Source organism: Paenibacillus xylanilyticus (assembly GCF_047246825.1).
Lineage (GTDB): Bacteria > Bacillota > Bacilli > Paenibacillales > Paenibacillaceae > Paenibacillus > Paenibacillus xylanilyticus_B.
In genome coordinates, this window is the sequence record NZ_JBFOLB010000015.1 from 1 (window position 1) to 24,633 (window position 24,633).

General features: G+C 47.4%; 26 protein-coding genes. 13 read left to right on the top strand and 13 right to left on the bottom strand.

Going from position 1 to position 24,633, the window contains the following annotated elements; genetic code table 11:
• Positions 1–408 precede the first annotated feature (408 nt).
• The 4 genes from rocF to AB3N00_RS30540 all read right to left on the bottom strand — a co-directional run bounded on the left by rocF (position 409) and on the right by AB3N00_RS30540 (position 4,291).
• Positions 409–1,377, bottom strand: coding sequence for an arginase (gene rocF, locus AB3N00_RS30525; RefSeq protein WP_413037785.1), 969 nt, complete (start codon positions 1,375–1,377; stop codon positions 409–411).
• Positions 1,378–1,458: 81 nt separating this feature from the next.
• Positions 1,459–2,652, bottom strand: a complete 1,194-nt coding sequence (locus AB3N00_RS30530; RefSeq protein ID WP_413037786.1) for an ornithine--oxo-acid transaminase — start codon at positions 2,650–2,652, stop codon at positions 1,459–1,461.
• A 137-nt stretch (positions 2,653–2,789) separates the two neighbouring features.
• Positions 2,790–3,446, bottom strand: a complete 657-nt coding sequence (locus AB3N00_RS30535) for an amino acid ABC transporter permease (RefSeq protein ID WP_413037787.1) — start codon at positions 3,444–3,446, stop codon at positions 2,790–2,792.
• Positions 3,447–3,469: 23 nt separating this feature from the next.
• Complete coding sequence (locus tag AB3N00_RS30540) at positions 3,470–4,291, bottom strand: ABC transporter substrate-binding protein (protein WP_413037788.1); 822 nt, start codon at positions 4,289–4,291, stop codon at positions 3,470–3,472.
• Between the two features lie 325 nt (positions 4,292–4,616).
• On the opposite strand from AB3N00_RS30540, the gene AB3N00_RS30545 reads away from it, so the two are divergent.
• Entirely contained in the window at positions 4,617–5,261 is a 645-nt protein-coding gene (locus AB3N00_RS30545) for a GntR family transcriptional regulator (RefSeq protein ID WP_413037789.1), read from the top strand.
• A gap of 126 nt (positions 5,262–5,387) precedes the next feature.
• On the opposite strand, the gene AB3N00_RS30550 is transcribed toward AB3N00_RS30545, so the two are convergent.
• On the bottom strand, positions 5,388–6,167 hold the full coding sequence (locus tag AB3N00_RS30550; RefSeq protein WP_413037790.1) for a class I SAM-dependent methyltransferase: 780 nt from the start codon (positions 6,165–6,167) through the stop codon (positions 5,388–5,390).
• 119 nt (positions 6,168–6,286) lie between these two features.
• Between AB3N00_RS30550 and AB3N00_RS30555 the strand changes: the two genes are divergently transcribed.
• On the top strand, positions 6,287–6,628 hold the full coding sequence (locus AB3N00_RS30555; protein ID WP_413037791.1) for a hypothetical protein: 342 nt from the start codon (positions 6,287–6,289) through the stop codon (positions 6,626–6,628).
• 226 nt (positions 6,629–6,854) lie between these two features.
• On the opposite strand, the gene AB3N00_RS30560 is transcribed toward AB3N00_RS30555, so the two are convergent.
• From AB3N00_RS30560 to AB3N00_RS30575, 4 genes are all read right to left on the bottom strand, one after another.
• Positions 6,855–7,082 (bottom strand): cold-shock protein, encoded by a 228-nt coding sequence (locus AB3N00_RS30560; RefSeq protein ID WP_056697134.1) that lies wholly within the window; start codon positions 7,080–7,082, stop codon positions 6,855–6,857.
• Between the two features lie 190 nt (positions 7,083–7,272).
• Positions 7,273–7,473: a cold-shock protein gene (locus AB3N00_RS30565; protein WP_024633772.1), complete on the bottom strand. Its 201-nt coding sequence runs from the start codon at positions 7,471–7,473 to the stop codon at positions 7,273–7,275.
• Between the two features lie 390 nt (positions 7,474–7,863).
• On the bottom strand, positions 7,864–8,100 hold the full coding sequence (locus AB3N00_RS30570; RefSeq protein WP_175394479.1) for a DUF6953 family protein: 237 nt from the start codon (positions 8,098–8,100) through the stop codon (positions 7,864–7,866).
• 138 nt (positions 8,101–8,238) lie between these two features.
• On the bottom strand, positions 8,239–9,027 hold the full coding sequence (locus tag AB3N00_RS30575) for a CPBP family intramembrane glutamic endopeptidase (RefSeq protein ID WP_413037792.1): 789 nt from the start codon (positions 9,025–9,027) through the stop codon (positions 8,239–8,241).
• Positions 9,028–9,323: 296 nt separating this feature from the next.
• Here AB3N00_RS30575 and AB3N00_RS30580 point away from each other — a divergent pair, with 296 nt between their 5' ends.
• On the top strand, positions 9,324–9,995 hold the full coding sequence (locus AB3N00_RS30580) for a phosphatase PAP2 family protein (protein ID WP_413037793.1): 672 nt from the start codon (positions 9,324–9,326) through the stop codon (positions 9,993–9,995).
• Between the two features lie 133 nt (positions 9,996–10,128).
• Here the strand turns inward: AB3N00_RS30580 and AB3N00_RS30585 are convergent, their stop codons facing one another.
• A complete protein-coding gene (locus AB3N00_RS30585) occupies positions 10,129–10,908 on the bottom strand; it encodes an AraC family transcriptional regulator (protein WP_413037794.1) in 780 nt (259 codons plus the stop codon).
• A 113-nt stretch (positions 10,909–11,021) separates the two neighbouring features.
• On the opposite strand from AB3N00_RS30585, the gene pyk reads away from it, so the two are divergent.
• On the top strand, positions 11,022–12,437 hold the full coding sequence (pyk, locus tag AB3N00_RS30590; protein ID WP_175394475.1) for a pyruvate kinase: 1,416 nt from the start codon (positions 11,022–11,024) through the stop codon (positions 12,435–12,437).
• Positions 12,438–12,525: 88 nt separating this feature from the next.
• Here the strand turns inward: pyk and AB3N00_RS30595 are convergent, their stop codons facing one another.
• A complete protein-coding gene (locus AB3N00_RS30595) occupies positions 12,526–12,975 on the bottom strand; it encodes an SRPBCC family protein (RefSeq protein ID WP_413037795.1) in 450 nt (149 codons plus the stop codon).
• Between the two features lie 257 nt (positions 12,976–13,232).
• Between AB3N00_RS30595 and AB3N00_RS30600 the strand changes: the two genes are divergently transcribed.
• Together AB3N00_RS30600 and AB3N00_RS30605 are read left to right on the top strand one after the other, a co-directional pair.
• Positions 13,233–13,970, top strand: coding sequence for a WecB/TagA/CpsF family glycosyltransferase (locus AB3N00_RS30600; RefSeq protein WP_413037796.1), 738 nt, complete (start codon positions 13,233–13,235; stop codon positions 13,968–13,970).
• 80 nt (positions 13,971–14,050) lie between these two features.
• Positions 14,051–14,890: a DUF6597 domain-containing transcriptional factor gene (locus AB3N00_RS30605; protein ID WP_413037797.1), complete on the top strand. Its 840-nt coding sequence runs from the start codon at positions 14,051–14,053 to the stop codon at positions 14,888–14,890.
• Here AB3N00_RS30605 and AB3N00_RS30610 read toward each other — a convergent pair.
• Together AB3N00_RS30610 and AB3N00_RS30615 are read right to left on the bottom strand one after the other, a co-directional pair.
• Complete coding sequence (locus AB3N00_RS30610; protein ID WP_413037798.1) at positions 14,874–15,389, bottom strand: MOSC domain-containing protein; 516 nt, start codon at positions 15,387–15,389, stop codon at positions 14,874–14,876. The two genes, AB3N00_RS30605 and AB3N00_RS30610, sit on opposite strands and share 17 nt — an antisense overlap.
• 139 nt (positions 15,390–15,528) lie before the next feature.
• On the bottom strand, positions 15,529–16,731 hold the full coding sequence (locus AB3N00_RS30615; RefSeq protein ID WP_413037799.1) for an MFS transporter: 1,203 nt from the start codon (positions 16,729–16,731) through the stop codon (positions 15,529–15,531).
• 242 nt (positions 16,732–16,973) lie between these two features.
• Between AB3N00_RS30615 and AB3N00_RS30620 the strand changes: the two genes are divergently transcribed.
• The 7 genes from AB3N00_RS30620 to AB3N00_RS30650 all read left to right on the top strand — a co-directional run bounded on the left by AB3N00_RS30620 (position 16,974) and on the right by AB3N00_RS30650 (position 24,591).
• Positions 16,974–17,330: a DUF1304 domain-containing protein gene (locus tag AB3N00_RS30620; RefSeq protein WP_413037800.1), complete on the top strand. Its 357-nt coding sequence runs from the start codon at positions 16,974–16,976 to the stop codon at positions 17,328–17,330.
• Positions 17,331–17,440: 110 nt separating this feature from the next.
• The gene (locus AB3N00_RS30625; RefSeq protein WP_413037801.1) at positions 17,441–18,241 is read left to right on the top strand and encodes a DUF4261 domain-containing protein; all 801 of its coding nucleotides are present in this window, start codon (positions 17,441–17,443) and stop codon (positions 18,239–18,241) included.
• A 212-nt stretch (positions 18,242–18,453) separates the two neighbouring features.
• Positions 18,454–19,188, top strand: a complete 735-nt coding sequence (locus AB3N00_RS30630) for an IclR family transcriptional regulator (RefSeq protein WP_413037802.1) — start codon at positions 18,454–18,456, stop codon at positions 19,186–19,188.
• A gap of 242 nt (positions 19,189–19,430) precedes the next feature.
• The gene (locus AB3N00_RS30635) at positions 19,431–20,627 is read left to right on the top strand and encodes an ornithine--oxo-acid transaminase (protein ID WP_413037803.1); all 1,197 of its coding nucleotides are present in this window, start codon (positions 19,431–19,433) and stop codon (positions 20,625–20,627) included.
• A gap of 62 nt (positions 20,628–20,689) precedes the next feature.
• Entirely contained in the window at positions 20,690–22,327 is a 1,638-nt protein-coding gene (locus AB3N00_RS30640) for a M20/M25/M40 family metallo-hydrolase (protein ID WP_413037804.1), read from the top strand.
• A 423-nt stretch (positions 22,328–22,750) separates the two neighbouring features.
• On the top strand, positions 22,751–23,716 hold the full coding sequence (locus tag AB3N00_RS30645; protein ID WP_413037805.1) for an ABC transporter permease: 966 nt from the start codon (positions 22,751–22,753) through the stop codon (positions 23,714–23,716).
• A gap of 14 nt (positions 23,717–23,730) precedes the next feature.
• Positions 23,731–24,591 carry an ABC transporter permease gene (locus tag AB3N00_RS30650; RefSeq protein WP_413037806.1) on the top strand — a complete coding sequence of 287 codons (861 nt, stop codon included), beginning with the start codon at positions 23,731–23,733 and terminating at the stop codon, positions 24,589–24,591.
• Positions 24,592–24,633 lie beyond the last annotated feature (42 nt).

Here is a 24,633-nt window from a genome sequence, read left to right on the forward strand (position 1 = left end):
GTTTGCATCCGAGTGTTGTTCTCTTCAGCAACTTTTATATCTTATCACATCCGAACCAATTTAGCAAGCACTTTTTTTAAGTTTCTTTCGAAGCTTATTTGGTTTGCTTACCGCACCATGTTTCTCGTGTTTTCTTGGCCGGAATTAGAATATACCATGTACAGATTTTTTATGCAAGTACTTTTTTAAAAAAATCTTCAATCTCGATTCTTCACTCCCTTGTTTTGCTTATCTTCTATATATAGCACCATATCGCTTATACAAACACTATCAAAAGCCAGACAAGCCCCATCCTCCTCCATCAGGAAGATACAGTTGAGACTCGTATCTGGCTTTTTATAAAACTCTTTTCTTCTATATAAGACATATTTCGAATTCATGTGATATAAGCACTCCATCGAGAGACCATTATAAGATGCGTTTGCCCAGCAGCGAAGCAATCAGTTCTACACCTAATCTTGCGGTATGTCTATTGTGGTCAAACAGCGGATTTACCTCTACAAGCTCCATGGATGTTATTCGGTTTGTCGAAGCCAATAACTCCAGAGCAAAATGAGCTTCCCGGTAATTCAATCCGCCAGGCACCGGCGTACCGACGCCCGGAGCTTCACGAGGATCAAGGCAATCCATATCAAAGCTAAGATGAATCCCATCACTTCCTTTTCCAGCTACGGCCAATGCTTGTTCAACAACCCACTGGATTCCCATTCGGTCTATATCATGCATCGTGAAGCTTTTGATCCCATTTGCTCTAATCTGCTCTTTCTCATACTCATCCAGATCACGCAGACCAACGTATACCAGATTGGAAGGATTAATGAACGGACCCACTCCAGGAATATGAGACAAATTAAATGCGGAATGCCCAAGCGCTGCTGCCAAACTCATCCCGTGCATGTTACCAGACAGGCTGCGTTCTTCGGTATTCAGATCTGCATGTGCATCAAACCAGATTACACCCAGGTTGGAATAATGGGACGTGAGCCCGGCAAGAGTACCGATCGCCACACTGTGATCCCCGCCGAGAACAAGTGGAAAAGAGCCTTCTGCCACCGCACGCGATACTTCAGTGCATACCCGCTCACTGACTTGCCGCACTTCATGCAAATACTTTACACGGTTACGCTCAATCGGAGCATCGGATACCAAAGGACATTCCACTCGCACTTCCTCTGAGAGAACCAATCCCAACCTCGCAATCTCCCGCTTCAGTCCAGCTGTAATTAGCTCATCAGGGCCTAATTCAGCACCACCTCTTGCACCACCAAGACCAAATGGGACTTTGATAATGGCTACCTGGCGCTGCTCCATAGATAACAGACTCGTTTCATTAGAAGTATTCAGGGTGTCTGCAGCTTCCGTCTTATGATTCCCCATTGAGGTCAGCTCCTTCACTGCTTAATTAAGAAGTAATGAATTTAATAATAAGAACCGAATCGATACCGCCTAACCTAGACCTCAGTCTCTTAATACCTGTTCAATCCTCTCTACGGCCCAATTGATTTCATCCTCTGTAATGGTAAGTGGTGGTGCAAAACGAATTGTTGTTTCATGCGTTTCCTTGCACAGCAATCCTGCCGACATCAGTTGCTCGCAATACGGACGGGCAGGTACATGAAGCTCAACACCAATAAACAACCCTCTTCCTCGTATCACTTTTACAGCCGTGCTCTTAATCCCCTCAAGTCGCTTCATGAAATAACTCCCAAGACGCTCTGATCGCTCCGCCAGCCGCTCATCTTCAAAAACCTGCAGCGACGCAACCGCCACTGCACAAGCAAGCGGATTGCCACCAAACGTGGAACCATGGGAACCCGGCTCGAACAAATTAAGGATCTCAGCATCCGCTGCCACAGCCGAGATCGGCATGATCCCTCCGCCAAGCGCTTTACCCATGATCCAGAGATCAGGCACAGCCCCCTCCCAGTCAGAGGCAAAGCGACGTCCCGTTCTTCCGAACCCGGTCTGGATTTCATCCGCTATCGTCAATACCTGCATCTCCCTGCATAGAGCAAAGGCTTCCGCAAGATAGCCATCCGGAGGGATGATTATGCCAGCCTCCCCCTGAATCGGCTCCACAAGGAATGCCGCAGTGTAAGGAGAGATCGCTTGCCTCAACGCCTCGACATCTCCATAAGGAATAATCCGAAACCCGGGCGTGAATGGACCAAAGTCTTTTTTGTACTCCGGGGAAGATGAGAAAGACGTGACAGTCAACGTTCTTCCGTGAAAGTTACCAGAGCATACGATAATCTCAGCTCGGTTCTCAGGCACTCCTTTGCAACGATAAGCCCATCTGCGCACTGCCTTAACCGCGGTTTCCACCGCTTCAGCTCCCGTGTTCATAGCAAGAATCTTCGATTTGCCTGTAAATTGCGAAAGTTTTTGATAAAAAAGAGAGGCTGCACTGCTGTGAAATGCCCGCGATGTCAACGTAACCCGGTCAGCCTGATCCTTCAGTGCCTGAATAATGACTGGATGTCTGTGTCCATGATTCAACGCCGAATAGGCACTTAACATATCCATATACCGAAGGCCCTCAGGATCTTCAACCCAAACTCCCTCGGCCTTTTCAATGACAATGGGGAGCGGATGATAGTTAGGCGCAGCATAATGTTCCGACCATTCTAACCATTTTTGCGAGTCTGACATAACCCCCAGCACCTCCTGCCGATTTGTATACAAAATACAATATCAATGTATGCTCTGCCATCCCCATTTACGACCCCATTACAGCTATTTCCACAACAGCCCGGTGGTCCCACATATTCATACACCATAGCCCCTGTTTAACGGGAGGTGGAAATTTTGCGTTCCACCCAGGCGAGCAAATTTGCCAGTGTAAATGTGATCACAAAATAGAGAGCAGCGGCAACGAGGAGTGGAGCAAGCGGTTGGAAAGTGACACCTTGAACAGCCCTGGCCGTGTAGATAATTTCAGCAATCCCAATCATGGAAACAAGAGAGGAGTCTTTAATGATAATAATGAATTCATTGCCGATTGCCGGCAGCATATTGCGGAATGCTTGTGGTAGTATAATGTAGCGAAGCGTCATGCCATGAGTCAAACCAAGTGAGCGGGAAGCTTCCGTCTGCCCTTTATCGATCGCCTGGATTCCAGCCCGGAACACTTCGGCCATATAAGCAGAACTATTCATGGTCAGAGCTACAACCCCGGACATAAATGCAGGCAGATTCACACCGATAACAGTCAGACCATAATGAATGATAAGAATTTGCACCAGCATCGGCGTGCCCCGAATGAGCTCGATATAAGCTGACGCCACAAATTTGATTGGCCATATGCGTGATATACGCATCAGTGCAACAATAACGCCAAGGATCGTCCCCAGCAGGACACCAAAAAAGGACAATTCCAGCGTCACCCAAGCACTTCGCGCGTAACCCTGCCAATGCTCTGAAAGAAAAGAAAAATCTAAATTCACGGCATATCCCTCACTCGCCCGGTTTAGTCACCGACCAACTCATTCGCTTCAACAACGAAGCGTTCGATATCACCATTACTTTTGAGCTTTGCCAGTGTGCTGTTGATCTGATCAACCAACTCCTGATTCCCTTTTTTCACAGCGATCGCCGACCCGGCTTCATCTTCAGCTTGTTCTATCTTCACATCCGACAAGGCTAGCCCTTGCTGATTTTTCACATATTGTTCCGCGACCGGTTTCTCCAGAATAAGGGCATCCACACGACCAGTCTGCAATTCCAGGATCAACTCAGGGATTTTGGCTAGAGATGTAAGCTTGGCACCTTCTACTGCTTGAGCAATCCCTTCTTGAATGGAACTTTTCTGTACACCGACCAGTTTGCCAGACAGATCATCCAGTGAGTTTAATGCATCACCTTCACCTTCCCTGACAAGCACGGCCTGCTCTGCATAGTAATAGATGTCCGTGAAATCAACATTCTTCTTCCGCTCCTCTGTAGGAGTCAAACCCGAAATCACAAAATCAACCTTTCCCGTATCGAGCGCCATTAGCAGACCGTCAAAATCCATGTCTTCAATCTTCAATTCAGCTCCCAGATCGGCTGCAATGGCCTTGGCTATCTCGATATCGAAACCTACAATGGTGTCTTTGCCATCCATACTCTTGTGAAATTCATAGGGTGCGTAATCTGCACTGGTACCAAGTACAATCACTTCCTTCTCTTTGCCATCTCCTTCAGCGGAGGAAGCAGGTTCCGAAGCGCTGCCTGTTGTTTGTTCTTGTCCACAAGCCGACATGATTACAACCATTAACATCAGTATCACTGGCAAAAGCACTCTTTTCACAGATCATACCCCTATTCTTTTTTTGGATGATAAGCATTTTAAATTTGTATACAATATACATAACACAATATAAGGGCTTTTATGTAAGTTATACTAACAAACATTTGATTTTTCGGCAATGGTTTTTACACATTTATGGACTTATATTCCAAATTCATCTCTATTCCTTACATAGACTTGACGCAAAATAGGTATTTAAGTTTGCTTGCCCAACTTCCCCCTCGGTGTTAAGATGATAAAAACTTGTTACACCTGAACGGCGCATTACACTGGGCTTATGCCCCGCACATCCTATCATCACTATATAAAGAAGGGGGGATTCGGTATGGAAGTACCTAAATACCGGTCCTTGAAAGATCACGTTTACGATTACATTGCCCAGAAGATTCAGGATGGAACGCTGCTCCCCAATCAAAAAATCAATGAAGCGGAGATATGCAAAAAGCTGGACATCAGCCGCACCCCTACAAGAGAGGCATTGTTCCAACTTGCATCAGACAATTTGCTGCATTACATTCCGCGCCGGGGATTCATCGTTGCACCTTTTGATTCTGGCAAGAAACTCGAATTCTCCCAGGCCATCGGGGTACTGGAGGCACTTGCTGCCACGCTTGCAGCAGATAATCTGAGAACATCTGACCTACTGGAGATGGAAGCACTCGTTGCGAGAATGGACGAGGACATTGCCCAACTCGATCTCACCGCCTACAGCAAAGACCAATATCAATTCCACAACTTGTACATCCAGCGCTGCGGGAACGCAACGGTGATCGAGATGTTAAACACGCTGAAAAACAGCTTTATTCGCCAGTCGTATGTTAGCGATAATAAACCGAAGTTATCCAGTGTGCTTCAGGAAGTTAACGAAGAGCATCGCCAGATTCTAGACGCTTTTCGCACCAAAGACAAACCACAATTGGAGTCCCTTCTCAAACACCACTGGCGCATTATCGACAACGACATGCTGTAAAACCTTCGTCGGCCTTTTCAGCCCATCAGCCAAATCCAGCGCAAATAAGGCAACTCACGTCGTGGGTTGCCTTTTCTTTTGCGTTTTCCCATGCACCGACAACGTTTATTACGCTCGAAACTCATCCTATCCCTTCTCTGTCTCGTTAAGCGGTGCTCTTGCTTCAAACACAGCGTATCCCAACCTTTTACCGTACCTTGCGAGCAATCGATCATTGGTTTGGCTCATTCGCCGGACCTGTTCATCCTCGAACAGCGCCAGATCCAGCTCCCGGTGCGGATCATGATCCACACCCCATTTTCCTATGGAACGCGAATGCTCATGAACCGACACATCGGCAAATCCGCTCTGTTTGAGACGCTTCTTCCATTCCGTCATCGTAGCCAGTGTCCTCATACCGTAAAACTGCTTCAACCGGCGTCGCATCAGATCGGTCTTCCGTCCACACAATATCATCTCCCGATCAATTAAACGTCCACCCGGTTTCAAAACACGCCTATATTCGGCAAGTGCAGCGCGCCAACGTGTAAATATTGTAACCGACTCTACAAACACCACATCGAAGCGGTGATCCGGAAAGGGTAATGCAGTGACATCAGCCTGAATAAAACGAATATCCAGGCGTTCTCGTCTTGCTCGCCTTACTGCTTTCTCCAGCATCTGGCGGTGTAGATCAACCGCTGTCACCCGATAACCATTTCGTGCGAGATAACAAGCCGTTCTCCCTGTACCACATCCTACTTCCAGCACTTGCCCATGCACCGGGAGAGACAAGGAATCAATAAGTTGAACTGTTGCTGTAAATCCACCAGGATGCGCGCTTCCTTCACCGAGTCTTGCCAATAAGTCATGATAATCCACAAGCTCCAGCTCCCTTCCTCCCTTCAGTGTATGGAGCAACTTCAAAAGCGGCACATCCCTATGCATTTTCCGGGTACTCGTCCATACCATTTCGCTTTCTTTTTACTATGATATACAAACCGTTGATTTCAAGCGGCAAACCGCAAAATCTGAGGGGGATATGCATGCACAGAATTCATCCGGTATGTGAAGAGACGGTGTCTCCGCACGTAGGACGCCCTGTTTGTATGATTATGAAAGACGGCAAGCACATATACGGCACCCTTGGGGGATGCCGGGATGGCAAGATTTATGTAAGCGGAAGTTTCGAAGGACCGCGTCTATGCTCTGTCAAATCCAAACAGCAGCTCCGCAGAAAAGGGAAAAGCAACGCAGCTGCCAAAAAAGTGAAGTCTTCGGCTTTCGGTCCTTACGGTTACGGATACGGCGGAGGTTATGGCTATGGAGCTGGATATGAACTTGCTCTGGTAAGCACATTACTGCTGCTTCCATTCCTTTTCATCTAAATCAATAAACCCCTTTCACCTTTAATGCCTAGATAACAGGAAAAATCCCCCTTATTGCGCTGCTACAATTAGGGGGATTTTTCCTGTTATTATAATCCTCTGCAAAATAAAAAAAGGCATTCGCCATAACGAATGCCGGGAACTTCATATTTCAAACCCTTACCTTTGCACAAGATGTCAGGTCTTAGTTAAAAAAAAACACCTCGTAAGAGGCGGGTAAGCTATGTTAAATCCGATTTCCTTTAGACATCGTTTTCAGGTTGCTATTCGAATTTTCAAGCAATGGCAGCATCCTAGTCGTGCTAACCATCTCAGAAGCACATATCGGACAAGTAGGCACGCTATCAAACGCAAAATTGTCCCGCATCCATCCTTTGCACGTATCACTCGTACACTCCCAGATTGCCGCATCCGCTTGTGGAATCTCTTCCAATGGCTTTTTGCGATTATACATGACTTCTACCCCCTTTGTTATGGAAAAACATCTAACCGACGTTATTTCACAGAAGCCTATACTTAGCGGAAGTCTTGCATCCCGCCTGGGCTACTGCCTCGACAACTTAATGGGCCGACTTTCATCTATCTGCTCAAAAAAAAGAAGCTGCCTTTACCATTATAACATGTTAAAGGCAGCTATGCTTTAATTACAGTTTTACAACTTCTTCTGCTTGAGGACCACGGTTTCCTTGTACAATTTTAAATTGCACGCGTTGACCTTCGTCCAGCGTTTTGAAGCCTTCGCCTGTAATAGCGCTGAAGTGTACGAATACATCTTCTCCGCCTTCAACTTCGATGAAACCGAAGCCTTTATCAGCGTTGAACCATTTTACTGTTCCGTTTTGCATGTGAATTACACCTCCAAATAAAGATTAACATGTTCCTTTGTTCTTTGCAGCAAGCAAATAAAAATTCACACATTGAAAAAGGTACCAGTCATAACCTATAAGTGATCGCCCTTTACAATATGTGAATTAGGTTTTCCACTCTCTCTACAACTTGCTCTTATTATAACTCCATTTCTGCCAAAAAGCAAATCTTTGTATTTTCTTTTCAAACAGCTTTGGAAATACATGTTATTGAAGGGTTCTTGGACAAGTCTTGTTCAAAAGCCCTGCCGCTGTTGTGCGGTCTTATGAAAGGATATGCAGATCCGAACCAACTTATACATTTTTTATAAAAGATTTTGGCATGCATATCCATTTCAACTGGAATCACCCGTTCTAGTACATCAAGACCTACGTCCAGGCCCACATGAAGGCATCCCGATCCCAGGCAATTTGCCCGCCATGAAGCTTCCGGAATGCTTTCTTTACCTCTTTCGATAAAGAAGCATTGCCATTCTCATTTACAAAAACAAATTCATCGCCAAAATGAGTCTTCACATATTCAATTGCAGCTTCTTGGCGGAGTGTTCCAGTAAACTTAATCTCCTGAACCATCCACTCAGCTACATCCTGTGCTGTTTTTTCCATTCTTATCACCTGCCGTCTATCCCATTGTGCGAAAAGAATGACTACAACAATTCCAGCCAACCTTACCGCCAGACTGAAGTATACCACGAGTACACCTCCGGCGGTAAATGGAGCTGGCAAGCCACACTAGCGTAGCACTTACTGAATAACCTCATGTCCAGTAGTTCCGGAATCAGAAGAGGATCGTTTCGTTATCCGGAAACTCAATGTTAACCATATACAATAAGCAACAAGAACAACTAATAAAAAAAGATCATACGAAAGAGTATGGGTATCCTGGAGATCATCGCTCAGAAATTGAATCAGATTATGTATGAAATGAAACAGAATCAAGGGGATGATGTTCCCATTTTTGAGCATTAGCAGTGCCAGTACGGCTCCGAGCAGCAGTGCATAGACCAGCTGCAGCATCGTATCAGCCACGCTTTGTCCCGAGAGTGCATTCAACATATGGGTAACGGAAAACAAGATGCTTGAGGTCACTACCGCTGCCATTGCACTCCTGCGAAGTAATGTCTTGAATATGAGTCCACGGTAGACGGTTTCTTCCACAAAAGCGACAAGCAGGGTGAAAAAGACAAAAAAGATCACTTTCGTCAAAGTCAGTTCTGTAAAACCTTTCAGGGCGATTGTACCCAGTACAAGGAGTAACGGAATATAATACCTTGCATGCTGAACCGGAATCGTCCGAAGCGAACGAAAACCGGTCTCCCCCCACTTACGCCGCACAGTTAGATAAATTATGAGTACAACAGCCATCGGAGTAAAAGAAATCAGTACAGGCGAAGTGTAGTCCAGCTGCTTCACTGTCGCTACAGCTCCTGCTGAGAATACAGCGAGCAAGAGCAGCAGTTCAATGATGATTACGGTCAACACCGGTTTGCGCTCGGAAAAGGACGGATTTCTACCGGTTTGCGGGGATGTCATGGTTGGATCAGCCTCATTTCATCTTCATTTGTCGTTGTCATACGAAATGATATGATCATTTAGTTGTATCACATCAACGGAATTTCGAATATCCTTATTTGGATAAAATTATAAAAGTAACAAAATAGAGACTTTCTCCAACTTCTTTTCCCCTAAAATCAGGTATGGCTTGTGTTCCAAACTGTCATCATAGTAGTACGCAAGTTAGCGGCTGCAGGGTTACCTCAACTCCGCAACGTCTTATATAGAGAGAAAATAACGAACATGCACGATGCATAACAAATCAGGGGGTCACTATGAAAGAACTATTTCTGCGCTGGGGGCATCTGCTGGCTATACTGTGTATACCGCTTCAAGGCACCATATATGTAATTCTTGGCAGCAATACGGGGAACGATGTCTTCTACAATTACGCCTGGATCGATACACAAATTCCATTTATCAAAGAATTTATTTTCCCATACATCAGTTGGATGCCGATTCTGTATCTTGGATTCATCTATTTGGGACTGACGAATAAAACGTTATTTTGGCGCACACTGCTCACATATAATGTCGGGGTGATCGCAGCCAACATCTGTTTCGCAGTCTTTCCAACGCACGTACCGCGTCCCTTGGTTGGCGGAACAGACCTGAGCAGCACGCTTGTACAGTTTATTTATGCCAATGATGCTCCGTTCAACTGTTTCCCAAGCATTCACTGTCTCACAAGTTATCTGCTGTTCATCGTCATCAATCGGCACTTGAATTTCAGACCACTGGCGCGAATCTCCTGGTCTGTGTGGCTCTGGCTGATCATCGCTTCAACGGTGTTTGTGAAGCAGCATTCCCTGCTGGATGTGGCTGGCGGAATTCTGTTTGCGGAAGCAGCGTATTGGGTTGTTCATATTTTCCTAGTTCGCGGCGGCCTTGCCCGCAAAAAAACAAAGCAGCGCGTTGGTGCCACCAACACAAGCAGCAACGCCTAACCATTTTCATAGGCAGTCATGAAACATGCTGCATGAAATCAAAAGAGGGCCAAGGCCCTCTTTTTTTTACATTAGTATATATAGAAGAAACGATAAACTGTGGCCCAAATTCCGTGATGCATTCTTTCAAATGTTATATGACCGGTGGACGCTCATGGAGCCAGTCGGATGGATGGGTTCCAGTTATGCGTTTGAATATTCGGTAAAAGTATGACAAATCACGATAACCAAGAAATTCAGCAATTTCCTGTATGGAGAGCTGCGACTCGGTGAGCAGGTATAACGCCCGTTTCATCCGCTGGTCATGTACATACTGGCTGATCGTTTGGTTCGTCATGCTTTTGAACAACGCTGCTGCGTAGTTGGGTGTCTTGCCAATCTCATCTCCGAGGTCTTCCTTCGTCAGTTTCTCCCGGTAATGCCGCTCGATATATCGTTTCATCCGCTCTGCATGCGTATGCTTCTCTGGTGGAATGACTCCCCGATCCAGTTCACGATTCACATAAATCAACACTTCCATCAATAAGGCCTGGCTCATCATGACATAATAAGACGGACGTTCCTGCCACTGCTGGTGAATCGCCTTCATTCGTTCATGGATTAGCTCGTAACATCCCGGTTTATGGCGCACAACTTCCGTTCGTTCCAATGCAGGCAATGCATCTGCCTGATCTCCTTGCAAGTGGACAACAATTTGCGTATGCGTCACCGTGGGAATGCTTTTGCCATAATAGGAGACACCACCAGGAATCAAGAGCAATTCACCCTTCTCCATGATCTGTTTCTCACCGTTCACCCAATATACACATTTTCCATAAGTAACCAAGCTCAGTCGCCATATCCCTTCGGATTGCACTGCTTCTTCGTACCAACCGACACCATTAATGTGCCGGACTTCTAACGGAGTGATCATAACACACCTCATTACTGGACTATACTCCAATCATTGTACTATAGTTCATACCCTGATTCGACAGAAAACGCTACAATACACACATAAGCAAAACATATGAGGAGGAAATCAGCATGTTGAAAACAAAGATTATTTGTACTATGGGACCTGCTTGTGACTCGATCGAAACATTGAAGGTAATGATTCAGGAAGGAATGACGGTTGCCCGTCTGAATATGGCTCACGGCGAGCTGGAAGATCACGTTACCCGGATCAACAATATTCGCAAAGCAGCTTCCGAACTGAACAAATATATACCCATTATGATGGATATCAAAGGACCGGAAGTACGTATCGGCAAACTGAAAGAAGCATCCTGCCACCTGCAGGCTGGCAAAGAACTGATCCTGACAACAGAAGAGATTCTTGGTGACGCAGAACGCATCTCGGTAAACTATCCAGAACTGAATCTCGTTGTGAAACCTGGCGATCGCATCCTGATTGACGATGGTCTGGTAGATCTGACTGTACTCTCTGTAGAAGGTTCGGATATTCACTGCAAAATCATCAGCGGAGGCATCCTGAAACCACGTAAAGGTGTAAACCTGCCAGGGATCAAAACGACACTGCCGGGTGTAACCGAGCGTGACGTCATGCACATCGGATTCGGAATCGAAAACGATATCGAAATTATCGCAGCTTCTTTTGTCCGTAAAGGCGATGACATCCGTGAAATTCGCAGCATTTTGAAAGAACGCGGTGCTGAGCACGTACAAATCATCTCCAAAATCGAAAATCAGGAAGGTATGACCAACCTGAACGACATCATCGAAGCATCTGACGGTATCATGGTAGCTCGTGGTGATCTCGGGGTTGAAGTACCGATTGAAGACGTACCTATGATGCAAAAAGAAATGATCGACAAATGTAACCGTGTCGGTAAACCGGTAATCGTTGCTACGCACATGCTGGAATCCATGCAGGTTAACCCGCGTCCAACACGCTCCGAGGTCAGTGACGTTGCAAACGCAGTGCTCCAAGGCGCAGACGTTGTCATGTTGTCCGGTGAATCGGCCGCAGGTAAATACCCTGTACAATCGGTTCGCACGATGGCTGCTGTTGCCCGCCGTGCAGAAACGATGATTGATTACAAAGAACAATTTGGACAAAAGTCAGCTCAACAAGTAGCGGACATTACAGAAGTAATCAGCCAGGGAGCTGTAAGCTCTTCCCTCGTACTGAATGCCAAAGCGATTATTACCTCAACAGAGAGTGGCTTCACGGCGCGCATGATCTCCAAATACCGTCCAAAGGCGCCAATCATTGCTGTTACTCAGCATGAAGAAGTACTCGCTAAAATCTGCCTGCTCTCCGGTGTCATTCCGGTTATGGGCGATAAAGTAACGACAACGGACGAGATGTTCGAGTCCGCTACACGTAACGCAATCAAAACGGGCTATATCGAAAAAGGTGACATCATTGTATTGTCTGCAGGTGTACCTATCGGTCAATCCGGTAATACAAACCTGATCAAGGTTCAACAAGTCTAATTCATTAAAATAAACAAATAAAATCCACCGAGGCTCGAAATGCCATCCGGTGGATTTTTTATATGCAGACTATGGTTTATGTTATGTTCTACCAGCCAAAGTTCAATGTCTTTCCTGTTTCCGCCCAGGATTTGATACTGCTCAAAACCATCCACCAGCTGCTCTGCGCATTCGCAAAGGAAGGGTGGTTGTCTGTAAATTGATCATTGATCAAGGTCAGCTTCGTGCATTCACCCACGGTCTCGAGCTGGAAGACCACCCTGGATTCAAGATCGGTATGATTCGCATGGTACGATGGTCCGGGATGCTCGCGATAACTGAGTCTGGACAACGGTTCAAATTCCAAAATATCACCGTACACATGGACTGTCTCAGCTCCATCATTGCCAGGCCCTACATAAGCAAACGGCTGACCCGGTTGAAAATTGGAACGAAGTTCACTGCCAAAGAAACTGCTTCGTGTGCCGTCAGGAGAAATCAGGGCATTCCACACGTCTTCCAGCCCGGCATTGATATAAAATTCATATTTCAATTCCATGAACTCACTCCCCTATGCATTGGATGTGCGATCTACCAACTCGCATACCTATCCTACCGTTATACCCTTAACTTCGTATTGTAAAAACACGACAACGGAAAAACAAAATTCATTTTCGAGTGGTGACTGTCCCATCCATATGCAAGGATTATATCCCTGTATAGTGCTTTCCCAGAAGATCAGATATACTAAAATGGAATGAAATAACAGATTGTTCCTTATTTTTTGATAGAGCGTAATCAGAAAGGAAACGAGACATGAGCCAAACCACAAATATCATGGGCATCCCTTTTCCCAACGTAACGATGGATCAAACCGTTGCGATCCTTAGCCATGTTGTTGAACAGCGCAGTACAAAACTCTTCCATGTGATCACGGGAAACCCGGAAATCGTCATGTCCTGTCAAAAGGACCACACCCTTCGCGCGGTGGTGGACCAAGCTGGATTGGTGACTGCCGACGGGGCAGGGATCGTGATGGTCTCACGTTTTCGAGGTGGACAATTAACCGAGCGGGTAACCGGCTGTGATCTTTTATTTCGTTTACTGGAAGAAGGAAACCGGAAACAGTGGTCCTTTTATATGCTCGGAGCAGAGGAACATGTCAGTGAACGGGCAGTGGAAGTCATTGATCAGAATTATCCGAACGTGGTGGTTAGCGGCAGACACCATGGTTACTTCTCAACCGATGAGGAGCAACAGATTGTGGAGGAGATTTGCGATGCAAATCCTGACTTTCTCATCGTGGCGCTTGGGGCACCCAATGCAGAGCAATGGATCGATAAATACCGTCACCAGCTGAACGCTCGTATAGCTATAGGCGTCGGCGGAAGTCTGGATATCGTCGCAGGCAAAACCAAACGCGCTCCAGTCCTGTGGCAGAAACTTAACCTGGAATGGTTGTATCGACTGCTCAGCCAGCCTTCGAGATGGCGCAGACAGCTTATTTTGCCTCGTTTTGCTGTTCGAGCGCTGCTGTTCAGAGAGCAGAAGTGACTGGATAACACCTACACGTTTCTACATCTACACAGGAACAGGAAGGGACAGCCGCACCAAATGCAGAGGGGATGAACAGAATGGACTCTACAACTCGTTTCAGCAGGCCCAGCATGGGACTGTTGAATCTGGATGAAGGTGATAAAAGATATCAGCTGACACGGCATACTCCTTCCGAAGCGCTCAGCCCTTTTGTTAAACATTTCTGGGTGGTATCGTGGGATCTCACAGGGCTTGAACCTTATCCCCAACATGTGGTGCCGAATCCCTGTGTCAATCTGGTCATAGAGCGGAGCAATACCTTCTTCTTCGGACCTTCCGGACGCAAATTCTCCTATTTGATCAGCGGAAGGGGCAGTGTGTTTGGTGTGAAGTTCAAACCGGGTGGATTCTATCCATTCATTCGGGTTCCTGTCTCATCACTGTACGGACAACCCATGGAGGTTTCCGATGTTCTTGACGTCAGCGCCGAATCATTGGAAGAACGACTGCTTGGAGATGGCTGTGATGCGGATAAAGCCCGTTATATGGATCAGCTTTTATGCGCTCACCTTCCAGCTGAGGATGCTCAAGCTAGGCTGGTTCACAATATTGTGCAGCAGATTGAGTTGGATCGCGAGATGTTGCGAGTGGATGACCTGGCATCTTCTTGTAACATTCACACCAGAAAACTCCAACGTCTGTTTAATCAGTATGTGGGGATCGGCCCCAAAACCGTAATCAAGCTGTATCGTCTGCAAAACGCCGCCGATCTGATTGACCGCGGTCTTCACTGCGATTTGGTTAAGCTATCTCAGGAGCTCGGATATCATGATCAGTCCCATTTCATCAAAGACTTCAAATCGATTATCGGGAGTACGCCCGAAGAATACGTCAACTCACGAAAAAACCTGCCCCCAAATATCAGGACAGGCGGATAACTTCAATGGTATCACCCGTATGGATTACACCTTCCCGTTCAACCGAACAGACGATACCGCGTTTTTTGCGGGCGGCTGGCACGAATTTTTTGCGCAAACCTTCCTGTTCATACACTTGCTCAATGACTTTCCCCGGATGTACACAGGGAAGATTCTCCCCTTCGCATATCAAACCCGTTCCGTCAGGAAACAGAAGCCGCGTTCCGGCAGGCAGCTCAGTCAATTGATCAATGCCTCGGACCAGCATATTGGCCCCAAGCCATTCCGGACGCACTTCAGGAATATTCATTTTCTCAGCAATAAGAGCACATTCCTCTTCCGAAACAATACTGATCTGCCGACGATTGGCAATCGGTGTGCCTCGCTTATATATTTTCTGTCTGGAGTCTGCTGGACGCAGCAGACCATAATGGCGGTCTCCCGGAATACCGGCGAGCTCAATATCAATAAAGGGTACTACCCGTGTAATAAATGTCGACGGATCATCCGCAAGCAGCACAAATTGAACGGTCCCTATGCCAATCCCCTCTTTTCCATGAGCTTTTCATTTTCTATGATATACATTATTACCCAATGGGAATATTTCAGCAATCGGCATATGTTGATCTTGAGACCTGACTCGCGCTGAGCATCATTCGTCATGTAAAATCTGCTGACTTCCTTCCCTTCGGTAGCATCGGCCCCAAAATGGACGCCCCTGCAAGAAACAACACACCACTCATGGTAAATACCGTTACTAGGCTTAACTGATCCATTAAATAACCTGCGAGCGACATGCTAATCACCATCATGCCCATAAATACTGGGGTAACCGCTCCCCCCACACGGCCAATAAAGGCTGTATCCGTATTACGCATGATCATCGTCTGAATCCCTACATGAATCCAAGGGTAAAAGAATCCATTGATCATCTGTGCCGCCATGGTAAGCAGAATGCTCTCGGACCACCCCATCATGACCGTTCCCAATGCACTGATTAGCAGCCCTACAGCGAGCAGGACCTGCGGCTGAAGTTTTTTGGCTGCACTCATGATAACCCCGCCTCCAATCAGCATGGCCGCTCCATTAACCATGAGCAACCACTGAAGAAAGGTTTTGTCTTGGCCCAGATTATCTACGGCAACAAAAAGCATTAACGGCTGAATCAATCCTGCTGCAAGACCGGATACAGCAAAGGTCATAACCAGTGTCCGCAAGGCCGAATTCGCATACACATATCGAAATCCTTCAGCCAGCTCTTGACGAAAAGACCCCTGAATGACTGCACCTACAGACGTCATTTCATCCTTAGGTAACCGCGAAAGGACAAAACCCGAAACGAGGAACATCACCGCTGTAACGACAAGAGATACTTCAATCCCGTAGTTCTGATAGATGACCGTTCCGATCATGGGGCCAACCACCATAAAGACGGCTACCATTGTTTGGAACATAGCCATTACTCCCTGCAGTTCCTCACCCGGCACGTGCTGCTTGAACAGCTTCATTGCCGAAGGCTGAGAGAACTGGGAAAAAACAGCCGACACCAAGGTACCCAGCAATACCGAATACCATGGACCAAACATTAATGCAACCAACACAGCCACCGCAGACAATGAGGAGAGCACATCACACCACACCATGGTACGCTTGGGCCTCCAGCGATCCGCAAACGTTCCTCCGATGATGGCAAACACAAAAATCGGTGCATACTCCGCTACGGAGATCCAAGATACGGCCTGCGGGTCATTGTTGGTCAGATCCGTCACATACAACAGAATGGCAAAATTGCGTATCCAAATCCCCAATTGCAAAAGAATTCGCGAAACGACAATCGTTCGCACATACGGATTACGAAACAACTTTAACTCCTCCTTCGAATTTCACCAAACATAATTAAATTACATTTTGTTTGTTTATTTATAGACAATATATAATAATGTTTGTCTATAAGCAACAAGTTTATTTGATTGTCCACTTTGAATATATTTAATTACACAATTAATTTGTGCAAAATTAAATTCACACTTTTAGTTCTCGTTACGAACATTTATACTGAATAGGCAATGAACTAAATTACATAAAAGAAAGCAAGGTGTTCCCATTGATTGGTGCAATTTTCGTAGCTCTCGTAGCCATTGAACACATCTATATCCTGGTCATGGAAATGTTTATGTGGACCCGCCCACGCACAATGAAAACCTTCGGTCTCACTCCTGAATTCGCAGAATCGACCAAGTCTCTGGCTGCCAATCAGGGGCTGTACAATGGATTTCTCGCGGCGGGGCTAATCTGGGGGCTGTTGTACCCCGACCCCGTTGTTAGTCAGCACATTCAGATCTTCTTCCTGGCTTGCGTAATCATTGCAGCCCTATATGGAGGGGCGACAGCTTCGCGGTCTATTATCGTCAAACAGGGATTGCCTGCGATTATCGCACTGCTCTTGGTCCTTTTCCTTTAATCACCGCATGCTTGGCAGCTCGCCGCCCTGATTCATTACAAACCAAGCATGGTATGGTAAGGTAATAGTGGCAACAAGTCATGCCATTGATCTGGAAAGGAGAACGTCTCATGGGACTGTTTGACAAGCTTCGGCGTCGCAAAAAGGAACCTGTACCCGCAGGCGGAGCCGTGGAACCTTCTTCGCATAGTGAAACCATTGTTGGTTTTGTACTATTGGAACAGGATGACTGTGATTTTGATCGCTTCATCCAAACGATGAAGAAGGATTGGGATATTCATATCGATGAGAATGCGGAAGAGGGCAATCTTTTCTTCGAGGTAGATGGAATGCAGGTGGTATGCGCTCATATCGGGGCCCCTGTACCCAACCGCGAAGTGGAGGAGAATGCCAAATTAAATATATTGTGGCGTGAAGCGGAGCAAGTTACTTCCAGGCATCAGTCACAGATTATCGTTTCTGTTCTGAATGCAGCGGATGCCATCCAGGGACATATCCTGTTTACCAAGACAGCGAGCGCCCTGTTGCAGCTTGACCACGCAATCGCCATATATTTGGCGCCGCTCGTTGTCGAGGCACGTCAATATGTAGAGACAAGTCACAGTCTCAAGCAGGATGATCTGCCTGTTTCCCTTTGGATTTTTATCGGTATGTACCAGAGTCCTGAAGGCGCTTCAGCCTATACGCATGGTTTGCGAAACTTCGGAAAAGAAGAGATCGAGATCATACATTCATCCAACCCGTTAAGCGATGTTTTTGAAATGATGTTCATGACCATGACTTACGTGGTTGAAAATGATATCACTTTGCACGACGGAGAGACTCTCGGGTTTACAGCTGAGCATAAGCTGCCGATCACCCGGTCCAAGGGAATAGCTACAGAAGGAACCAGTCTGAAGATTGGATTTTAGTTGAGCAGTTTGAATTACTTGATGCAAAATGCAGCATTTATGAAATGGGAAGTTAACATTTTCAATAAAAAATCAAGTACTCATTGTAATTTCAATGGCATATATATTAACACATGAGGGGATATGTTTGTTGACAAGCATATCCCCTCCCCCTATAATCTAAAAAAACACCAGCTTCTACCTGTTAGCAGCTTACCAAATGAGGGATTTCGTTGGTTCAATCCATTGATCGCGCAATGCATATTGTTCAGCTTCTGTTATCCGGAAACACCCGCTCCGGCTGGGCCATATCAGACATCTCAGAACGTGTGGGCTTGCCTCTAAGCACCACCCACCGGCTCATCAGCTCCATGATGGAACACGGACTTGTCACGCAGATTCCGGATACCAAGCGCTACAAAACCGGGTCACGCTGGATGGAAGTCGGCCTGCAGCAGTTGGAGGAATCCGATATGCGCCTTGCTGCAAGACCCATCATGGAACAATTGGCCGATGAAGCCAAAGAAACTGTATTTCTGAGCATGCCTTACGGACTCTACTCCATGGGCGTGGACAAAGTAGAGAGCCAAACCAAGCTTCGCGTGGTAGAAAACCTGGGCGAGCGCATCGCCATGCATATCGGTGCACCCAACAAGGCTATGCTTGCCAGCATGGACCCCAGAGAAGCTGAGGCCATTCTCATTCGTCTCATCGATGATACCAACAAGCGCAATGAGCTGTTGCAGACACTACCCTCGATTAAACAGGCCGGCTATTGTGTCAGTTATGCGGAACTTACCGAAGGGACTGTGGCCATCTCCTCCCCCATTATGGGATTCGGCCGCAAAGTAGAGGGAGCCATTGGCATTGGCGTTGTCAGTTACCAGCTCACGGATGAACGGGTTGCCTTTCTTGGCAAGCTGGTCACCCATGCGGCGCTTGAAATATCCAACCGGATTGGCGGATAGCCCGCCTGTTCCGGCCTGTACCTGGTCTCATTTTCAAGACGTCTGTCTCTTCACACTCAACGATTCAGCCCCTTAACATCATGACCACTTCACTCAACCCTACTTCAAGAAGTTCAACCAGCACTCCAGTTACACACACTGATCCGCCTTCCTGAAGCTTTATTGTCCATCATCTCTGTCACTATAATCGGAAACACTTTCCGCATTACGGAAATTCCACCTGACATGAAAAGAGGGATTCGATGAATAACGTACAGACCACCATTGAACAGACAGAACGCTTGGAAGCACACAATTACCACCCCCTCCCCATTGTAATCGCCCAAGCAGAAGGCGTCTGGGTCGAGGATCCGGACGGCAAGCGTTATATGGATATGCTTAGCGGATACTCCGCCTTGAATCAAGGGCACCGTCATCCCCACATCATCGCAGCACTGCATAAACAATCCGCCAAGGTCACACTCACCTCGCGAGCCTTCTACAATGAACCATTAGCCGAATTGCTGGAGAAGCTGACCCAGTACACCGGCAAAAATATGATTTTGCCCATGAATACAGGTGTCGAAGCTGTAGAGACCGCCCTCAAAGCGGCACGGCGCTGGGGGTACCGGGTGAAAGGAATTCCTCAAGGGCAGGCCGAGATTATCGTCTGTTCCGGCAATTTTCACGGAAGGACTCTTACGGTAACGTCATTCTCCTCCGAACCTTCTTATCGGGAGGATTTTGGTCCATTCACACCGGGCTTTATCATTATTCCTTACGGTGATATTCGGGCTTTGGAACAGGCCATCACAGCAAACACAGCTGCATTTCTCGTTGAACCGATCCAGGGGGAAGCCGGCATTGTCATCCCGCCAGATGGGTATCTGCAGCAAGCGGCGGCACTCTGTCGCCAGAATCATATACTGCTCATTGCTGACGAGATTCAAACCGGATTTGGCCGAACCGGTAAACCCTTTGCCTGTGATTGGGATGCAGTTGTCCCTGATATGTACCTGATGGGCAAGGCATTGGGCGGCGGTGTGCTCCCTGTGTCTGCTGTCGCTGCAGATCGCAGTATTCTCGGTCTGTTCGAGCCCGGCTCCCACGGTTCCACCTTTGGCGGCAACCCGCTGGCTTGCGCCGTAGCCATAGCCGCACTTCAGGTGACTGAAGATGAAAAACTGGCTGATCGTTCTCTTCGGTTAGGCGAGCAAATCCTGTCCAGGTTAAAGGCCATTGACCATCCGATGATTATTGACATCCGCGGAAGGGGATTATTCATCGCCATTGAGCTGAGTGGTCCGGCAAGACCTGTATGCGGGAAGCTGCAGCACGCTGGACTGCTCTGCAAGGAAACACACGAGCGGGTCATCCGCCTGGCACCTCCACTCATTATTTCCGAAGAAGACCTGCACTGGGCAGCAGATGCCATCATTGACGTTTTTGCCAGTCTATAACCAGAGCACACGTTTTCCTGCCACTCATCTGCACCATCATTCCATAAGAAGAGGTGTTCCCTATGAAAAAATGGTCTACTCCACAACAAATCGCCGCATTGCTAAGCGATCTGATCCGTATCCCAAGCACCAGCGAATCGGAAGCCGAGGCTGAATTTCCTCTTTTTATCACACAACAACTAAGCGAGCTCGATTATTACAGACAGCATCCCGAATATCTTCAATCCCATCCCACTGGAGATGGCCGCACACTCGTAACCGCTTTGGTCAAAAGCCAAATACCCACTGCACGAACGATTATTGTACTCAGCCATTTCGACGTGGTAGAGGTGGATTGTTACGGGGACTGGAAGCCTTTTGCCTTCGATGTGGAGAAACTGACAGAACTTTTCCACAGCAACAAGGAGCGTCTTCCGGAGAAGGTCCGGGCTGATATTGAGACGGATGATTGGATCTTCGGACGTGGTGTAATGGACATGAAGTGCGGTCTCGCCCTCCAGATGTCTATGATCGAACGGGCTTGTCACGGAGAATTCGACGGCAACCTGCTGCTGCTTGCAGTCCCCGATGAGGAGGTTAATTCTGTTGGCATGCGTGCTTCCATTCCCGTATTGCTTGAACTTGCCGAACGCCACGGCCTGGAATATGCACTGCTGATTAATTCGGAATCCCATTTCGGGGATGGTGATGAAAGTGGACGATATCTGGAGAAAGGCTCGATCGGCAAAGCGCTGCCCGGCTTTTTGTGTTACGGCAAAGAAACCCATGTCGTTTACCCATTTAAAGGTCTCAACGGTAACTATATGGCTGCCGAAATTACAGCCGAGCTGGAGATGGACACCGCCTTCTGCGAACATGTTGAAGGACAATCCACTCCGCCTCCAACCAACCTGATTCAACACAGCCTGATGAATGCCTATTCGGTTACGATCCCCTATCGTGCTGTGACCATGAGCAACCTTCTGCTGCTGGAAAAATCGGTGGATCAGCTGATCGAACCCCTGCTGGATGTAGCGCGCCGCGCTGCTGCCCGTATTGAACAGAAATACCATGCACGCGCATCCGCCTACCTTGGTGATTCCTCAGAGGAGACAAACATTCAGGTAAAGGTGATGACGTATGAAGAGCTGCTCCGTTATGCCCATCAAACCTATGGTGAAGAGCAGGTAACAGCCGTCATCCAGGAGGCACTCCATCGCAACCCGGAAGCGGATGACCGCGGTAATACCTCAGCCGTTGTTGATGCTCTGTCTCTTCTGTGCAAGGCTCTGTCTCCCATGATCGTGCTGTTTTTTGCGCCGCCTTACTACCCGCCAAACAGCTCGTACCAGTCCCAGATGGTGTCTGAAATATGCAACAGCCTGTCCGAGTATGCTCTGGCACACCATCACTTCGAGCTTCATCATGCCAACTTTCATAGCGCCATGACCGATCTGAGTTATGTAGGCTCCACTTCAGGCACACTTTCACATGACCGCCTGGCAGACAACATGCCGCTGTGGAACAACGGTTATTCCATTCCGCTGAAAGAAATGGAGCAGCTCGCCATACCTGTCATGAATTTGGGTCCTTACGGCAAGGATGCGCACAAATGGACTGAACGTCTGAATGTGCATTATGCCTTTGTTACGATGCCTGATTTGCTCTCCACCTGCATTACCAAGGCGCTTGCAGCCGGAGCTTCTACACAAACGGTTTAGTTTCATATCGTACTGAATTCATAATACGACTCATGTTGACAATATTCATGGTAAAAATGCATTATCCCGGCTATTTATGTTCATAAATATGACACGATAAGTGAATTTATCGTAAATTTCCGAACGTTTTAGGGTGGATAAAAGATTTTACGTCACTCGCATGTTATTCTAATTGACACCGATTAACTTCTCTTTTATGATGTAAGAAAAATATCAGCCTGATCACACTCTATCACTTGGTAACCCTGTTCAAGAGTGACCCGACTTATTGCTTGTTATATTTTCGGAAAAGTTTTCCGTATTACGGAAAGAAACATTCCAAGCTAAATCTCACCGGAAGACGGAACGCACTAATGCTCACTCTCCACGCAGAGCATGCCCGCATAAACGGCGTTCCGGACCGTAAATCAGGAGGGGAAGCGTGTGGGCAGATATATCGCAAGGCGAGCGGTCACCGGAACGCTGACTGTCATCGTGGCCATAGTGTTTAGCTTTTTGCTTATCCATCTCGCGCCTGGAGACCCCGTCAGCATCTTGTCAGGCCGGGATAATCCTTCGCCCGCAATGGAGCAGGCTCTGCGTGAGAAGTACGGGTTGGACCAGTCCGTCGGCATGCAGCTGCTCACGTATTTCAAAAACCTGCTTCAAGGAGATCTGGGACAGTCTATCTCCAATAATCGACCCGTCACCGAGATGATTGGCGAACGGATCGGACCTACCCTGCTGCTGTCACTCACCACGGCGATACTCTCCCTTATTATCGGAACAGCACTGGGAATCTACTGCGCCCGGCGCGCAGGCTCCAAACTGGATACTGCCATGAACGGCATATCCTATCTCTTCGATGCCATGCCAGGGTTTTGGCTTGGCATGATGCTCATCATGATTTTCGCTTCATGGCTAAATATCCTTCCCACTGCAGGCATGATTGATCTGAGAGGCGGGTATACGGGATTCGCCCATGTAATGGATGTCATGAAACATCTCATTCTGCCAGGAATGACGTTAACCTTAATCAGCGCCCCCTACTTTTTCAGAATTGCCCGCTCTTCCGTACTTCAAGTCATGTCAGAGGATTTTGTAACCACACTACGGGCAACCGGCATGAATGAGGGCCGGATATTCCGCAAATATGTTTTCAAAAATGCTGTACTTCCTACCATCACTGTCTTCGGGATTACACTAGCCTATATCTTCACGGGTGTAGCCATTATCGAAATTGTCTTCAGCTGGCCTGGCATGGGCAGCTTCATGCTCAAGGCAATCAGCAGCCGGGATTACCCACTGCTTATGGGCATCTACCTCATCTTATCCATCTCGGTTGCCGTCACCATGATTATCGTTGATCTGCTCTATGCATTTATCGATCCAAGGATCAGGTACAAGTAAGGAGGCCATGTCCCATGGAAACGACAATAACCACACAAAGCTCCTTCAAACGGATGGTTCAAACAGTCAATGGCATTCTCCCACTAAAATTAGGTCTCGGCATTCTGGCCTTGCTGGTGCTGGTTGCCATCTTGGCTCCACTTCTAGCTACGCATGATCCATATTCACTTGGTGAAGAACTGACTGCTCCCCCTGGGTCTGTGCATCTGCTTGGTACTGATGGACTGGGGCGTGACGTATTCAGCATGATTATCTACGGTGCAAGGACTTCGCTGCTCATTGGCGTAGTAGCTGCTCTGATCTCGGGAGTCATCGGCACCCTGCTTGGCGGTATCGCCGGATTTTATCGTGGACCATTGGACAAAGTGCTGACCGAGGTCAACAATATTTTTCTCATCATGCCTACCTTTTTCCTCATTCTTCTTGTCATCGCCCTGTTTGGCAGCAGCATGCTGAATGTCATGCTCATTATCGGCTTAACCAGTTGGGTGGGTAATGCCAGGCTCATGCGCGCACAGGCAATGTCACTGCGTGAACGAACCTTCGTACTTAGCTCAACAGCCATTGGTGAGAGCCGCATACGCATTTTATTCAAACATATTATTCCCAACGGCATTTTCCCGATTATCGCCAACACCACCATGAACATCTCCGGTGCCATTCTAACCGAGGCAGGCCTCAGTTTCCTTGGATTGGGCGATCCCAACGTGGTCAGCTGGGGACAGATTGTTTTTAACGGCCGTGCCTATCTGACTTCCGGCTGGTGGATCTCTACCTTCTCCGGCTTGACCATTGTGATTACCGTGCTGGCCTTTTATCTGATCGGAGACGGATTGAATCGCATACTCAGTCCCAAGCTGCGAGGCCATCACTAGAGTTCGTTACTTATAATCCACTAGGCATCCCTGCAGTCCATC